Source organism: Vibrio sp. A37 (genome assembly GCF_059777565.1).
Genome location: NZ_JBLNLI010000011.1, coordinates 136,687 through 151,786 on the forward strand (window position 1 = coordinate 136,687; position 15,100 = coordinate 151,786).

Genomic DNA, 15,100 nt, shown 5'->3' on the forward strand with positions numbered 1-15,100 from the left:
GAATATGTGTATTGTTGCTTATTTGTTTTTATTATGTACACAACAACAGACTTTAAACAAAAAAGTAGCAGGCTAGTGAGGTAAGACATCATGTGTAATGTATTGAAAGAATTGAAGTCCAATCCATTGAAATTTTTAAGCACAAATAAATGCATCAATTTATTTAGTTCATATCATCCCATTGAATCGAAAATTGAAAATCTCAAATTAACCAAAGGCGGAACGCATAAGGATCCGAATTTCTGTTTACTGAAGGGGGGAAAAATAAAAACGATCACAACACCTATGCGAAAAGGGTATGACGATAAAACAGAACGGACCAAAGCCTTTACTCCCGGTATTGCGGATATTTGGATCACTCCTCCTTTAACCGGGTGCTATTTGAGCATTGTGAAAAAAGGAAACAAATACTCAATGGTACATCTTCAGCCATTTCAAACAGGATATGCATGCCTCAACTCAATCTTAGATATAACACAACCGATATTGGGTAACATCGCACACACCAATTTAATATCCCAACTGGTTGATGGTGTGATAGAAGTGAAATCGCAAAAAGGCTTCACAAAAACAATCATTGGTGTATCTGAAAATAACTCTTGGCAATTTTACGAGCAAGAAACGAATAATAGCGGCAAAAGTCAAATGACATCCAAAGCTTTAAATTGGGAAATTATAAATCAGTAGGGGTTATAGCTATGCAATGAACTTGGTGCAATATTAAAGGATGGTTATAGGGTTGTGCTCCAATGTGGACACTAACGAAAAAAGGCCTTAGCTAATTTTTAGCTAAGGCCTTGATAAATATGGCGCTCCCGATAGGATTCGAACCTATGACCTGCCCCTTATGAGTCCTGAGTTTTTGTATTTCCTAAAATTTCAAGTTGTTTCATTTTAAGTGACGTTAAATTCAGTTCCTCACATTAAGCTACATGTTGCCGTTTAATATTCAAAAAATCGCTTTAACTCTTTGATTTTATGTTGACTATGAAAGATTAAATAGGCATAAATCAACGTATAAATACGGCCTATCGCTGTATAGAAAGCGTTAGTTGCGCGAAAATAAAAACATATGAAAGAAAGTTGGATTAAGTACGAAGATATCGAAGAAAAGAGGCAAGGCTATTTTGTTGTTTACAGCCCTGTATTCACAGGTCAAGGCTTTGCTATGTTAGAAATTCATGTTTATGAACAGGAATTAGTTTCTGAGATAAAAAGGATCGCCGAACATGAGCTGGGTATTTGGGTAACACGATACGCTACTCCAGTTATGGTTATTGTAACAAACTTTACTCAAACTGATTGGAGAACCCATAAGGGTCGGTATAATAAAGGCTTATCAGGTTTAGACCCTTAACTGTCTTATGATGTTTACCTGACCAGTAATAACTCACTAGCTCGATATAGTGGTTGTAAGGTTTATCAAGGACACTGTCATCAATGCTTAGAGTTCCACCAAGCAGACATAAATGCTGAGCGGCCTCGTCGAATAAATCTTTGGGTTGATAGCTCTCACGATGAAGAAATCGATTAACACTATCATGGGAACCACCGGTCACTTCTTCAAACCTAGTGCATGTTGGTGATTTGGGTTCACTAATCAAAAATCCCATGTATTTAGGAAGGGTGCATCGAGCTGTAGTTGGACGAGTAGTACTTCTCATTTTCGACTTAAATTTGCTCTATACCTAAAAATAGCCATTCTATCTGATATCAAATTTTAAGCACGCTGACAATGCGTAAGTCCTAAGAGTATAGGTCTCCATGAAGGTTTGATACCGACTCATTGTTTAGAGGGTGAATATGATTTGCCCAGTTGTTATCAACTCACTTGTCAAATATTGAAGTCGAAAGCAACGGCTATACATTGTTTCAACGCAGAAATGGCCGTTGGCGCACTACTCGCCATATCAGAGCATGGTTTGCGCGTACCTGATGATATCTCGGTGATTTGTTATGACAGCGGTGAAAGAGCTAACTTTGTTACACCCAAATTAACCAGCCTCCATTTTCCTATCAATGCCATGGCGCGTGATGCAACGCGTCGGTAAGTGGTGCCCGACTCGCCGATTAAAACTAATATACCGACGATAATTGATAGAAGTTCTGTACGCTGCTTGAGCTAGCACTTTAAAAATAAAAATACCCAACCGATCTAAGAATATAAAAGGTAGATGGTTGGGCATTTATAAGCCAATTAAAGTGCAGTTAGTTAACGCTATATTAATCTGTTAAGCATTAACCTTCAAAACCTTTAACACCCAATGGCGCACCAAGGCCCGTAACTAAGTCATAATGTGCTGACGCTTTATCACCTAGTTTGTTGGTTCCAGAGGTAACATCGTACCAACGGGATTCAGGAGCACTATATATTCTATCAAGCATTTGGAAAGATGTTAGGCTCGAAGGCACATTTGCATTCGCAATGATACCTGCCAGTATTGGCGCTGCGGCGCTGGTACCACCAACTACCTGCCAGCCACTGCTCGTGTATACCGAAACACCACTTGCTGGATCGGCATCCGCAGACAAGTCAGGTGTGCCTCGCATGCCATTGACAATAGCATCCGCATATTGATTATTTTTCTGATAAGAAGGCTCGTACTCATAAGAGCTGGTTCCACCATTGCCCCCCCAATTAGAGGACGCACTGAAACTCCACGCTATTTGGCTATTGTCTGACTGGATTCTGGTACCACCAGCCGCAATAACATTTGGTGACGTTGCTGGATAGCCAGATTGGCCACCATCATCTCCAGTAGACGCTACATAAATAGCTGGATTATCAAAGTAGCTATCATTACTTGTATCACTATAAGAATCAGAGCCGCTCCAACTCATAGACACAACACCACCTGTTTTCTCTACATACTGCGTTGCAAGTTGAACAGCATCAAACATATCTTTGAAGCTAGCCGAAGCCGCCTCAACTAAAATAATCTTGGCGTCAGGTGCCATGGCATGCGCCATTTGAACATCAAGGTCTGCCTCACCCGCCCAGCCTGCATTTGCCTGAGGTTTATAGCCTGATGCATACACTACTTGAAAGTCTGCTGCTGGTAGATCAAACGTTTGTGAATAATGACTTAATTTACCAGCCGCGTTAACGTCGTCATAAGCGTCAACGATGGCTATTGTCTTCCCCGCTCCACTCGGAGAGTTTATTTGATATACAGTACGAAGCCTACTAGGACTAACTCCTTGTGGAGTAGAAGTATTGGCACCTACTAAAGGAGCAACATATAAGGTGTTTGTGTGTGCCATTTGTTCAGCTGGGGCATTGCTGGCTGTTAATGCCTTAGGCGGAACCTGACTTTCGTTAGTGCTTGGGCTAAACACACGCAGGCCATCTACTTCTTTATAGGTACCATAAGCAAATAACGATTGTTGATCCGATTGTGATTTCGATTGCGATGTTGTTTGATCTGCAGCATATGTATTAAAGCATGCGACAGTTAACGCAATACCAATACTGACAGTAATCGGTGACTTTCTCATTTATATACTCCTGACTGACTAATATAGTATACTTCCAAATAAAAACTCACTAGAATAGCAGGAAAATAGAATTAAAAAGCTAAACTTTAGAATTTTTATGCAAGTAACCATGATGTTAAAGTTTGATATTTTTAATTAATTCATAGATGAAGAACGGCGCATTTATTTGATCTCCGAACGAATCCATCGTCCACTCGTATTGGATGTCTATATCCTGAGTGATAAATAGAATAAGTGTTAACATATGAAATATTTTTGGTTCAAAAAGATGCTATCGCCAAGAAATATATTGATCAACATTGAATGAAGTTTTTATTTAACATATATTATACTGCAAGAGTAATCATTCCTATGAAAAGACATTAACAAATAATATGCATCCCATAAAAAATAAGATTAAGTTAATATTTCTTAACGAAATAGAACAAATTAAAAACAAAAAATATTCATAAAATAGCCATACAATATCGCATACTAATTTTCCAAAAAAATGATTATATAAATATCAGTTATACTTTTGTTAGCATAAAATAAAATAAAACTGAATAAATGGACAAAAACGTCAAAATTTTAGTATAAAACACTATAAAAATAATTATTTTGACTTTTCGCTTTGAAATTTAATAACAAAACTAACAAATAATTAATTTGGAGCGGAATGAATTATGCATAAGAATAAAATATGTAAATTAGGTAATATTTTTATAAGAAGAAATTCTTATAATTAAACAAAAATGGACATTTCATTCACAATTTTATCAAAGGAAGAACCCAATAGTTCGCAGTCCTAGAAAGCAACCAGCGGTATCAGGCCGCTATATTAATTCGGGCATATTGCGCATAGCGTTATGATGTACCACTAACGTATGACGAAGTGTGCATCCCAAGCAAAAATGTAACGGTCAAGTAAACTTGGAGACTTCTTTAGGCACTTTTTCTCAATTTCATTTCATACTCTACTGGTGAGATATTTCCTAATTTATAATGTTGTCGCTTTTGGTTATAAAACGGCTCGATATAGTCAATAATATCAGCCATCGCTTCACGCCTTGTTTGATAACAACGATAACTAATCCGCTCTGATTTTAAGCTACGGAAAAACCTTTCGGTTACAGCATTGTCTAAACAATTTCCTGCTCGACTCATACTTGAGATTAAGCCATGCTTTTTCAGTGAGTGCTGAAATGCTTCACACGTATATTGCACTCCCTGATCTGAATGAAATAATACTCCATTAGTAGGTTGCCGTTTATTGACCGCCAATCTCAAGGCCCTTGTCGTTAGTTCGCTGTTGGGCTTATCTGAGAACGCCCAGCTAATCACTTTTCGAGAGCATAAATCCATTATCACTGCGAGATATAGCCAGCCTTGTTGCGTTCGGATATAAGTAATATCGCCAGACCACAGCCTGTTTAGGTTTGTGGGTTGAATTGACGATTTAAGTGATTCAGCGCAATCGCTGACGGTTTACCACTAGCCGGATACTTATGCTGTTTGGGTCGTTTTGCTACTAACCCTAATCGTTTCATCGAAGTACGGACAAGGTGCATACCGACATTAAAGCCTAGTGCTCGTCATTCACCATGCATACGAACTTTGCCATATGTGGCATCCATATCAATATGGATTTGCTTCATAGCAGCATCAAGCTTTACACGCTCAGGGCAAATAGGCCTCGGTTTAGCTCGATAATAAAATGTACTAGCAGCAATGGATAAACAACGACACACTTGGGTCACATGATGACCCATTTTATTCAGCCTTACCGCGATTTGTTGCCGTTGGTCATTTCTAATGCGAATAAGGCTGAAGCTTTTTTTAATAGCTGATTGTCGCTTTGAAATTGCTTAACTTGTTTTTCTAGCTCTTGAATACGGAGCTGCTCTGGCGTTAATGCGCTGGCTTTAGGTGTGACACCATTGAGTTCTTTACGGTACTGACTCACCCATCGTTGAATGGATGAAAGTCCGACACTCATTGCTGCGGCAGCATCTTTGTGTTTGTAACCGTGAATAATGACTAGCTCTGCACATTCACGTTTAAATTCTGCGGTTAGCATTTTCTTTGGCATTTTTTGACCTCGTTAGTTCGTCTAATTTTACCTCTAACGAAGTCTCTAGTTAAATCATACCGTTACATCTTAAGGTAGGAGGCAATCCTAGCAAAGTTCGGTTGGTGATTGAAGGTAAGGACTGCTACATATTTGCTACATAGAATTGAAAGTTGTGGTCAAAATGTGGACATTAACGAAAAAGGCCTTAGCTAAAAAATAGCTAAGACCTTGATAAATATGGCGCTCCCGATAGGATTCGAACCTATGACCTGCCCCTTAGGAGGGGGCTGCGCTATCCAGCTGTGCCACGGGAGCGTGCCTCATATGATACTCAAATCTTGCAGGATGTTAACCTTCAATTTGAGCTTTTAAAGCTGTTTGTTCATTACGTCACCGATTTGAACGCTTGTTGCCATATCTTGTTGATCGACAGTCACTTCTGCGCCTTTGTCATACACTCTTGATACTGTCAAAGTGATATCGGTTTGAGACACTTTTGTACGTGGTAAACCGTTCTGATCGATAAATGAGCTGGTATGCCATAAGTTTAACTTGTCGCCAGTTTGAACGCCGTGGATACGTCCTAAATCTATCGTGATTTTGTTGCCGAACTTGGCCACAACTTCTGGCAGAGTGATTTTACAAGCCAGTTCCGCCTCCATATCCAACATAATGTTGCGACTTACACGGATTAACATTTCACCGTATGTTGATGCCCAGAATCTAGCGCTTTTCGTATCTACTTGGCTGGTTTTGGCAAACGGCCACATGGCAACTTCGCGGTATTTTTTACTCATCACCTCATGGCCAGTTTTGCCGTCATAGACTTGGATATCGACGGCAAACTGGCGGTTAATGATGTCATCTTTAATCAGTTTCTTTTCTACGGTTGCAGTGAGATCGGTGATTTCGCCACTAATTAGATATTGCGCACCAGTGTCTTGCGAAATCATTTGAATTCTTGTTGGGTCACTTTTACTAATGGCAAAGTCGGTGGTGCCAACGGACACAAAACTAACGGATTGGTCATTAATTTGGTTGTTAATGATTTTGGTGAAATCATCGCCAACGGAGTAGATCTGTCCCATTACCGCTTGTTGTGGAGAAATGACATCAATATTGCTAAGTAGTGTGGTCTTTTTGTATTGTTCGACATGGCAACCTGTTGCCGATGGGTAGATATCTATCCGGATGGAGGCATACATAATATTGTTGCTGGCGATATAGCGGTCGACCAAAATATAGCGGATCTCGCTGTTGGCGAACTGATATTCCTTCTTATCGGCATGTAACAAGGGCCTAATGTTGCTGATGCTGCCGATGTCCGCGCCAGAAAAACTGACCGCTCGGTATATCGCATCTTCTAGAGCATGCAGCTTTGCCATCTCGTTGGAAGAAACAACAGTGGATGTGCCGGTTACCTCATACCAATTTGCTTGTACCGAAGTGGTGTGTACAAGTGAGTAACAAATTGAAATTAAGATAAATAGAAACTTTTTCATCGCATCATATCCAGTTGGGTATAGTTTTTGCTTTAGTTATCTCAGTGGCTCTAGACACAGCTTTTATAAACGTAACAGTAAATATAGAAGCAATTAATGTTCCAGCTAAAGGAAAGCTGAAACAAAGTGTCTAAGAAAATCTGGAGATGAAGAGAATGAAAAGATGGCTAACGTACTTATCAGTGGTCTTTTTGACTGCTTGTGCTTACGCCCCGATCTATAACGGTAAGGAGCCTTATAGCGGGTCGCAATTTATGTTGATGGAAAGCCCTCGCCACACTTTAGACTTTTTCGTCGAAAGTATGACGGAAGACTTGATGGTATCTAATACCAGTGTTTCAGCGCGTACGCCTATTGCTGTGACATCATTTGTTGACTTGCAAAACTTGGATGCGACCAACTGGCTGGGTAACTCCATGTCAGATGGATTTATACACCAGTTCCAACGGCGTGGATTTAAGGTTGTCGACTTTAAGACTACCGGATCAATTCAAGTAACGAATCAAGGTGACTTTGCTTTTAGCCGAGATTGGAAAGATTTAGCCCAAGAGCAAGAGATTCAATATGTGCTAACTGGAACCATGTTGCGTCAAGAAGGTGGCGTTTTGATAAACGCTCGCGTCGTAGGTATGCAATCAAGAGTTGTTGTCGCTTCTGCGCAAGGCTTCTTACCAGCGGACAGAATTGGCCGAGATCTTGATACGTTGAATAGTATGCGAACTGAAGATGGTGTCATCATTCGCTCCGATCCAACAATTAAGCAGCCATATACGGTTATCTTACGTCCATAGGAGGGATCATTATGAAAAAGTTTGTTTTAGTAATAGTGATGCTTGCACTAGTTGGTTGTCAGCCGTTGACGACGATACGAAAGGACAACTGGCTTACGGCTGTAGGGTATGCGAGTATCAGCGAGCAGAAAGGGCGTAATGTTGAAGAGCGTCAAGTGCGAGCCATGAGAGCGTCCAAGATAGATGCTTATCGAGAGCTTGCAGAGCAAGTGTATGGTATGAGGGTGAGTGGACGAGCAGACTTGAAAGATCAGCGTTTGGGTTCTGAATTAACCTCTGGTGCAGTTGACGGTGTGATTCGAGGTGCGGAAGTGGTAAGAGCTTACAAAGTAGGGGACAGCTATGTCACCGAGCTGAGATTAGACATTTTGAAAATGAATAAGCTGCGTGATTATGGCGAAGTGACTCAAGTGCCAGAAAACCGCCAGCAAACCATATTCTAGCTTCAGCTAAACATTTTATCTTCATTCTCTATCTGTCAGATTCAAAAATGAGTTAGGCAGTAAAGAAAACGGCAACCTGATAAGTTGCCGTTTTCTTATTCAATTCTTTTACCACTGTTTTATCTAAGCTTTTATATTCGTACCTAAAGTAGAGATAGTTTGAGTTTGGCCGCCAGAGTCATAAGTCATACCAATCTTGCCTTGGCTTTGCTGCATCAAATTATTGAGCTTATTAAAGCTGAGCTGAGCGCGTTTTAATGCTTCGCCATTGACTAAGTTGGCTTGCTGACAATCATGAACAATCGAGCGGATCTGATCGATTTTATTCGAAATGTCAGTATTGTCTTTTTGCTGCGATATATCTGGGTGAGTACCGATGCGTTGATCGGTTTTGTGTAGCTGGGATATGAGTTCAAGTTTTTCTTGAGCAAGGCTTTCTATGTCTTTGGCAACTCTGGTCGCAATGGCTACTTTTTCTTTCTCTAATAAAAGTGACAGGTCCGTTGCATTCTTTAGCTGAAAATCTAATAAACTATCCAGTGCTGCCATGACTTATCTATCCATTGCCGTCGGAATGTCCGCGGAGTTCCTTCTCGAACTTAATAAGGTTATCGGCGAGTTTTTCAGGGTCAACGGTATACGAACCATTTGCTATCGCCTCTTTAATTGCGGCGACTTTCGCACTATCAAAGGCAGGTTTTGCCGCCATTTGATTTTGGATTTCACCGATTTCCTTGCCTTGTCGACTAAGAGAAACCGCATCGTCACGACCGCTTGAAGCACTCTTTTTTGCTTCATCGGTATTTTTCGATGAACTAGCATCTGTACGAGATGTATTCCTCGTCGAAGATGATGTCATTGATTGGCCAGAACGTATGTTATCTATACCTGCCATAAATAAGCCTTTTGCTAAAATCAGAACCTGTACAGTCAGTATCGACATTGAAAGGAATAACTTTAGTACTTTTTTCTTGACAATTCATCTATATGAATTAGATACGCCAATCAAGACTAAAACTGTACGGTTACTTCAGCGATTCCAGTCACTCTCCCTACAATTATACGGTTGGATTTGTTATTTTTCACTTTTATCTGTTCACCTTGTGACCCATCCGTTAAAGCTGTGCCTTTTGTGGTTATTGCCATTCCGTTATGAATTGCTTTAATTACCACTGTTTCGTTGCGGCAAACTACACAAATATCACTATTTTCAATGGCTTCTCCAGCTCGTAAGTTTCTTTTTATTTTTGCGCCTATAATTCCATTCACAGAAGAAAAACCTTGTCGGCGTTGTCTTAGTAGATCTACCATTCCGATATAAACGTCACTTTCGTGAATGATTTGACCGCGGTTGAGGCTATGTTTCGCAATGACTTGAGGGCCTGTTAAGGCCAATCTAACGGGAACATACACTCGCCAGTTATCACTTGGGCATTTGACTAATACCGTGATATTGCTTGCTGATGGGTTGGTCGTGTTGGAAGACGTTTCTAATGGTTCTGGGCAGTCTGATGCCCTCACTCGACTATCGATGTTCGCAGCATGGACTTCTAAATTTGTTCCAGGCTCGGCTTTTACAGTGTTCAACACATGGTTTTGTGCGGCTTTTTGTATCTCAATTACCTGCTGTTTTGTCGCGGAATAACTACTCGCACTAAATAAAACGAAGAAAAACACAGCAGAAGAGTAAAAAACTTTCAATAAAGCTCTACACTTAGATATGGACAAAGGATATGAACGTATAGTTAAGTTGAACATTCTATTTCTCTGGTTTTATCTTCGCCAAAATTTAGACTATCACTTTTATTATACAAGTTTTCAGATGGAGATGAGCTTATGTCGGGTATTCTTGATTCGGTGAATCAGCGTACACAACTTGTTGGTCAAAACAGATTGGAGCTACTAACGTTTCGGCTAATGGGTACTCAGCGCTATGGTATCAACGTATTTAAGGTCAAGGAAGTGCTTCAGTGCCCAAAGCTTACCTCAATGCCAAATTTACACCGATTGGTGAGAGGTGTCGCTCACATTCGTGGACAAACAGTGTCTGTGATTGATTTGAGTATGGCTATAGGTGGGCGTCAGACTACTGACGTAGAAAAGTGTTTTGTCGTTATAGCTGAATTCAACCGAACTGTTCAGGCTTTCCTCGTGACGTCAGTAGAAAGAATCATCAACATGCACTGGGAAGCAATATTGCCGCCTCCAGAAGGTGCTGGTAAAGCCAATTATTTAACCGCGGTCACAAATATCGATAATGAATTGGTCGAAATTCTCGATGTTGAGAAAATACTTGCCGAAATTGCGCCATTGGATGAAACAATGGATAGCACCATTGGTGAGGAAATAGCGAAAGTTGAAACGGAAAAGGAAATTGTTCGTCGAATACTTATTGCTGATGATTCAACCGTAGCCCGCCGTCAAGTAGAAAGAGCAATCACGTCAATTGGGTTTGAGTGTATAGCGGTTAAAGACGGAAAAGAAGCTTACGATAAGTTGGTTGAAATGCTAGGGGAAGGCAGTATATATGATCAAATCTCTTTGGTGATTTCAGATATCGAAATGCCAGAAATGGATGGCTATACCTTAACTGCGGAAATTCGTCGCCATCCTGACTTAAAAGATTTGTACGTTATTCTTCACTCTTCATTAAGTGGTGTATTTAACCAAGCGATGGTCGAAAGAGTGGGTGCGAACTCATTTATAGCGAAATTTAATCCAGATGAATTGGGGAATGCGGTTAAAGCCGCAGTGAGCGAATAAAGAGACATTAATGACAGCGATCACTATAAGCGATCAGGAGTATCGCGATTTTAGTCGTTTTTTAGAATCCCAGTGTGGCATTGTGCTTGGGGACAGCAAGCAATATTTAGTTCGAAGTCGTCTTAGTCCTTTAGTGAGCAAGTTTAGTTTAGGTTCGTTATCTGAACTATTGCGCGACGTGACGACTGGGAGAAACCGGGAATTGCGTGTTGCTGCTGTTGATGCGATGACAACCAATGAAACGCTTTGGTTTCGAGATACCTACCCATTTAATGTATTGGCGGAAAAGCTGTTACCTGAGGTGGCGGCAAATAAACGTCCAATAAAAATTTGGTCTGCCGCGAGTTCTTCTGGGCAAGAGCCATACTCTATCGCCATGACCATATTAGAAACTCAGCAAAAACGCCCAGGGATGTTTTCTAGTGCTTCAATCACGGCGACGGATATTTCAGCTAGCATGCTTGATATGTGTAAAGCCGGGGTTTACGACAACTTGGCTTTAGGCCGGGGGCTTTCGCCAGAAAGACGTAGAACATTTTTTGAGGATGCGGGTGATGGCCGTATGAAGGTGAAAGACAACGTAAAACGTTTAGTTAACTTTCGCCCACAAAACTTGATGGAGAGCTACCATATGCTAGGTAAGTTTGACATCATCTTTTGCCGCAATGTGCTGATTTACTTCTCTCCTGATATGAAGTCTCAAGTTCTCAATCAAATGGCCAGTAGTTTAAATCCTGGAGGGTATTTGCTGTTGGGCGCGTCAGAGTCATTAACGGGCCTAACGGACCGCTTTGAAATGATTCGCTGTAATCCTGGAATTATCTATAAGTTGTTATAACAATGGATTAACTTTTAAATTAGAAGGTTTAAAACCCAACATTGATGTTGGGTTTTTTTGTATCGATAAAGTGCGGGTTGGGTAGATACTGGCCTAGCAATTGCTTTACTAGAGTGTGAACAAAAATATTTGGTGAATTTTAAAGTTGGTACACATATTGCTTTTCTTTTTACCAGTAGGCAAAGATTTTAAGTTGAGGCAGTTTATGGCTATTTCTTTTGATAACGCATTAGGTATTCACCAATACACGGTGGGAGTACGTGAACGCAATGCTGAAGTGATATCCACGAACATCGCCCAAGCGAATACGCCGGGATTTAAGGCCAGAGGCATGGACTTTAGAAGAGCTTTGCAGGCGGCAACATCTGGCGCGTCCATTTCGTTAAGTCGCACAGATGGTCGGCACATTCCTGCCTCCTTCACTGTTACTGGGGAAAAGCTATATCGCGTTCCGACTCAACCAGATACTGGAGACGGCAATACAGTGGATGTGGATCTAGAGCGTAACTTGTTTATGCAAAATCAAATTCGCCATCAAGCTTCAATAGAATTTTTAGGTAGTAAGTTTAAGAACTTAACCAAAGCGATTAAAGGGGAGTAGTTAGATGAGCTTGTTTAATGTATTCAATGTAACTGGTTCTGCAATGAGCGCTGAGTCTGTTCGTTTAAACACTACTTCTAGTAACCTAGCTAACGCAGACAGTGTGTCTAGCTCGGCAAAAGAAACATATAAAGCTCGCCATGCAGTTTTTGGGGCTGAGCTCAATAAAGCGAGATACAACAAGGATGATAATGTTCCGGTAAGAGTGCTAGGCATTGTAGAAAGTAATAAGCCTCTTAGCGCAGAATATAACCCGGATCATCCACTTGCGAACGAGGAAGGCTATATTTATAAGTCTAACGTCAATGTAATGGAAGAAATGGCGAATATGATTTCTGCCTCTCGCTCGTATCAAACTAACGTTCAGGTAGCGGACGCCAGTAAGCAAATGCTGTTGCGTACGCTGCAGATGGGACAGTAAAGGAGTTAGCATATGGCTGGTATTGATAACCTAGGTCAAAGCGGCTTGTCCTATATCGATCAACTGAAGGCTCTTCAGGACAAAAATAAGCCAGATGAGACAACAGGTAAACAAGATCTGAAACAGGAAGACTTTTTGTCCCTGCTTACCAAGCAGTTGTCACAGCAAGACCCATTTAAACCTGTGAGTAACGATCAAATGATTGCGCAAATGGCATCATTCGCAACCGTTGATGGTATCGGCAAGATGAACACTCAGTTCGAAAACTTGAATGCTTCAATGACGTCGAATCAAGCTCTACAAGCCTCAACTCTTGTTGGCCGCGATGTGTTAGTACCCGGAGCGGCGGGTGTAAAACAAGCTAACGATGGTATGGCGGCAATAGTGAAGCTTCCTCAATCCATTAACAACTTGATGGTTCGAGTGGAAAACGAAGCTGGACAATTAGTAAGAACATTCGATGTGGGTTCAAAACCAACCGGTGACAATCGAATCGAATGGGATGGTAACGACGATAACGGTAATCCATTGCCAGCCGGCAAATACAAGGTGAGAGCCTCAGGTATGGCCGATGGAGAAAACCAAGAGTTCCCTGTCTCGACGTATGCAAACGTCAACAGCGTCCTTCTTGGTAAAGGTGATGGAAATGTACTGCTCAATCTGGCTGGTTTTGATTCACCAGTTCGACTTGCTGAAGTACTAGAAGTTGGCAAAGCGTAATCGCGCTAGCTAGAGAGGAGATTTTAATATGTCATATGTAGCGTTAAGCGGGATATCCGCAGCACAACTGGATTTGAATACGACCAGTAACAATATTGCCAATGCGAACACATACGGCTTTAAGGAGTCACGTGCAGAGTTTGGTGATGTTTATTCTAACTCGCTGTTTACTCAGGCGAAGACCACTCCAGGTCAAGGTGTGCAAGCCAACAAGGTTGCTCAGCAGTTCCACGAGGGTTCGAGTGTTTACACCAACAACCCAATGGATTTGCGTATCGCTGGTACAGGTTACTTTGCCGTTGCGAAAGACCGATTGGTTCCTCAGCAAAATGAGCTGACTCGAAACGGTGCTTTCCACTTGAACAAAGACAACTACATGGTGACATCGAACGATGAGTTTGTATTAGGTTATCAAGTAAACAAAGATACTGGAGACGTACTGTCTTACGAGCCGTCACCGCTCAGTATTCCTGCAGAGTTTGGTAAGCCAAAAGAAACGGCAAATATTGAGGCAGGATTTAACCTCCCAGCAAACGGTGAATTGAAGAACCCACAATTATTTGATTTTACAGACCCAGAAACCTATAACCGTTCGACTTCTTCAACAATATACGACTCAATGGGTTCTTCGTATAAATTGACCGCTTATTACCTGAAAGACCAGAGTCAGGCGAATACATGGCAGGCATACTATACCGTTACAGATAGTGAGGGTGAAAAGCCAGTAAATATCGTCGGTGGTGATGCGACCAACGCATTAGGTCAGGTTGGTAACACATTGAAATTTAATAATGATGGTACGCTGGCTAGTATTAACAGCGGTAACAACGTAGTGACTGAGCCATTAGGAGAGGGAGCAAACCCGATTAATCTAAATGGTGCTGATGGTGCCCAAACCATCTCATTTGGTCTCGATTCAGCGACACAATTTGCCGCACCATTTGAATTAACTAAGTTCGACCAAGATGGCGCGACAACTGGGTTCTTAACCAAAGTCGACTTTGATGAAAACGGTAGTGTATTGGGTACTTACTCGAATGGTCAGAACATAATCCTAGGACGCTTGGCGTTAGTTCGGGTGGCTAATGACCAAGGGCTAGATAAGAAAAGTGGTACTCAATGGGATGCGACTCAATTCTCTGGTCATAAAATTTGGGGTGAATCGAATAAAGGTTCATTTGGTTCGGTGAGTAGTGGTACGTTGGAACAATCTAATATTGATATGACCCAAGAGCTGGTGGACTTGATTACCGCGCAGCGAAACTTCCAAGCGAACTCTCGCTCACTCGAAGTACACAACCAACTACAACAAAACATCCTGCAAATCCGTTAACCCATTTAGGTTAACGCAAGGCGGCAGAGAAACTCATCCCCCAGGCAAAGTATTGCTGAGTTTCTCTGCCGCTTTCTACTTTTCTCTATTGATGTTAATCCACATCATTTCTCAATTTTCACATAACTTTTTGAAAT

19 protein-coding genes, 1 tRNA gene and 1 pseudogene are annotated in these 15,100 nt (G+C 41.2%); 11 read left to right on the forward strand and 10 right to left on the reverse strand.

What is annotated here, in order from left to right; all coding sequences use genetic code 11:
• Positions 1-90: 90 nt before the first annotated feature.
• Both ACM2FC_RS17675 and ACM2FC_RS17680 read left to right on the forward strand, forming a co-directional pair.
• Positions 91-687: a hypothetical protein gene (locus ACM2FC_RS17675; RefSeq protein ID WP_498482298.1), complete on the forward strand. Its 597-nt coding sequence runs from the start codon at positions 91-93 to the stop codon at positions 685-687.
• 385 nt (positions 688-1,072) lie between these two features.
• Positions 1,073-1,357 carry a hypothetical protein gene (locus ACM2FC_RS17680; RefSeq protein ID WP_498482336.1) on the forward strand — a complete coding sequence of 95 codons (285 nt, stop codon included), beginning with the start codon at positions 1,073-1,075 and terminating at the stop codon, positions 1,355-1,357.
• Here the strand turns inward: ACM2FC_RS17680 and ACM2FC_RS17685 are convergent.
• Positions 1,305-1,664, reverse strand: a pseudogene (locus ACM2FC_RS17685) (IS701 family transposase); the annotation flags it as partial. The gene ACM2FC_RS17680 and the pseudogene ACM2FC_RS17685 sit on opposite strands and share 53 nt — an antisense overlap.
• Positions 1,665-1,841: 177 nt before the next feature.
• Between ACM2FC_RS17685 and ACM2FC_RS17690 the strand changes: the two are divergent.
• Positions 1,842-2,051: a substrate-binding domain-containing protein gene (locus ACM2FC_RS17690; protein ID WP_498482299.1), complete on the forward strand. Its 210-nt coding sequence runs from the start codon at positions 1,842-1,844 to the stop codon at positions 2,049-2,051.
• Between the two features lie 187 nt (positions 2,052-2,238).
• Here ACM2FC_RS17690 and ACM2FC_RS17695 read toward each other — a convergent pair whose 3' ends face one another.
• From ACM2FC_RS17695 to ACM2FC_RS17720, 6 genes are all read right to left on the reverse strand, one after another.
• Entirely contained in the window at positions 2,239-3,498 is a 1,260-nt protein-coding gene (locus ACM2FC_RS17695; RefSeq protein ID WP_498482300.1) for a S53 family peptidase, read from the reverse strand.
• Positions 3,499-4,422: 924 nt separating this feature from the next.
• Positions 4,423-4,929: an IS3 family transposase gene (locus ACM2FC_RS17700; RefSeq protein WP_498482334.1), complete on the reverse strand. Its 507-nt coding sequence runs from the start codon at positions 4,927-4,929 to the stop codon at positions 4,423-4,425.
• A gap of 143 nt (positions 4,930-5,072) precedes the next feature.
• On the reverse strand, positions 5,073-5,249 hold the full coding sequence (locus ACM2FC_RS17705) for a hypothetical protein (RefSeq protein WP_498482301.1): 177 nt from the start codon (positions 5,247-5,249) through the stop codon (positions 5,073-5,075).
• A gap of 11 nt (positions 5,250-5,260) precedes the next feature.
• A complete protein-coding gene (locus tag ACM2FC_RS17710; protein ID WP_498482302.1) occupies positions 5,261-5,569 on the reverse strand; it encodes a transposase in 309 nt (102 codons plus the stop codon).
• A gap of 220 nt (positions 5,570-5,789) precedes the next feature.
• Positions 5,790-5,866: transfer RNA gene (locus ACM2FC_RS17715), tRNA-Arg, on the reverse strand.
• A gap of 53 nt (positions 5,867-5,919) precedes the next feature.
• Positions 5,920-7,053, reverse strand: coding sequence for a flagellar assembly protein FlgT (locus ACM2FC_RS17720; protein WP_498482303.1), 1,134 nt, complete (start codon positions 7,051-7,053; stop codon positions 5,920-5,922).
• 155 nt (positions 7,054-7,208) lie between these two features.
• On the opposite strand from ACM2FC_RS17720, the gene ACM2FC_RS17725 reads away from it, so the two are divergent.
• The gene (locus ACM2FC_RS17725) at positions 7,209-7,844 is read left to right on the forward strand and encodes a FlgO family outer membrane protein (protein ID WP_498482304.1); all 636 of its coding nucleotides are present in this window, start codon (positions 7,209-7,211) and stop codon (positions 7,842-7,844) included.
• Between the two features lie 11 nt (positions 7,845-7,855).
• Positions 7,856-8,287: a flagellar assembly lipoprotein FlgP gene (gene flgP, locus ACM2FC_RS17730; protein WP_498482305.1), complete on the forward strand. Its 432-nt coding sequence runs from the start codon at positions 7,856-7,858 to the stop codon at positions 8,285-8,287.
• Between the two features lie 123 nt (positions 8,288-8,410).
• On the opposite strand, the gene ACM2FC_RS17735 is transcribed toward flgP, so the two are convergent.
• The 3 genes from ACM2FC_RS17735 to flgA all read right to left on the reverse strand — a co-directional run bounded on the left by ACM2FC_RS17735 (position 8,411) and on the right by flgA (position 10,045).
• Positions 8,411-8,836 (reverse strand): flagella synthesis protein FlgN, encoded by a 426-nt coding sequence (locus tag ACM2FC_RS17735; RefSeq protein WP_498482306.1) that lies wholly within the window; start codon positions 8,834-8,836, stop codon positions 8,411-8,413.
• 7 nt (positions 8,837-8,843) lie between these two features.
• Positions 8,844-9,182, reverse strand: a complete 339-nt coding sequence (gene flgM, locus ACM2FC_RS17740) for a flagellar biosynthesis anti-sigma factor FlgM (RefSeq protein WP_498482335.1) — start codon at positions 9,180-9,182, stop codon at positions 8,844-8,846.
• Between the two features lie 116 nt (positions 9,183-9,298).
• Positions 9,299-10,045, reverse strand: coding sequence for a flagellar basal body P-ring formation chaperone FlgA (flgA, locus tag ACM2FC_RS17745; protein WP_498482307.1), 747 nt, complete (start codon positions 10,043-10,045; stop codon positions 9,299-9,301).
• 78 nt (positions 10,046-10,123) lie between these two features.
• Between flgA and ACM2FC_RS17750 the strand changes: the two genes are divergently transcribed.
• From ACM2FC_RS17750 to flgE, 6 genes are all read left to right on the forward strand, one after another.
• Positions 10,124-11,050, forward strand: a complete 927-nt coding sequence (locus ACM2FC_RS17750; RefSeq protein ID WP_498482308.1) for a chemotaxis protein — start codon at positions 10,124-10,126, stop codon at positions 11,048-11,050.
• A gap of 10 nt (positions 11,051-11,060) precedes the next feature.
• The gene (locus tag ACM2FC_RS17755) at positions 11,061-11,888 is read left to right on the forward strand and encodes a protein-glutamate O-methyltransferase (protein ID WP_498482309.1); all 828 of its coding nucleotides are present in this window, start codon (positions 11,061-11,063) and stop codon (positions 11,886-11,888) included.
• A gap of 205 nt (positions 11,889-12,093) precedes the next feature.
• A complete protein-coding gene (gene flgB, locus ACM2FC_RS17760; protein ID WP_498482310.1) occupies positions 12,094-12,489 on the forward strand; it encodes a flagellar basal body rod protein FlgB in 396 nt (131 codons plus the stop codon).
• Between the two features lie 4 nt (positions 12,490-12,493).
• A complete protein-coding gene (flgC, locus tag ACM2FC_RS17765; RefSeq protein ID WP_498482311.1) occupies positions 12,494-12,910 on the forward strand; it encodes a flagellar basal body rod protein FlgC in 417 nt (138 codons plus the stop codon).
• A gap of 12 nt (positions 12,911-12,922) precedes the next feature.
• Positions 12,923-13,630 carry a flagellar hook assembly protein FlgD gene (flgD, locus tag ACM2FC_RS17770; RefSeq protein ID WP_498482312.1) on the forward strand — a complete coding sequence of 236 codons (708 nt, stop codon included), beginning with the start codon at positions 12,923-12,925 and terminating at the stop codon, positions 13,628-13,630.
• Between the two features lie 28 nt (positions 13,631-13,658).
• On the forward strand, positions 13,659-14,963 hold the full coding sequence (gene flgE, locus ACM2FC_RS17775; protein WP_498482313.1) for a flagellar hook protein FlgE: 1,305 nt from the start codon (positions 13,659-13,661) through the stop codon (positions 14,961-14,963).
• Positions 14,964-15,100: the final 137 nt, after the last annotated feature.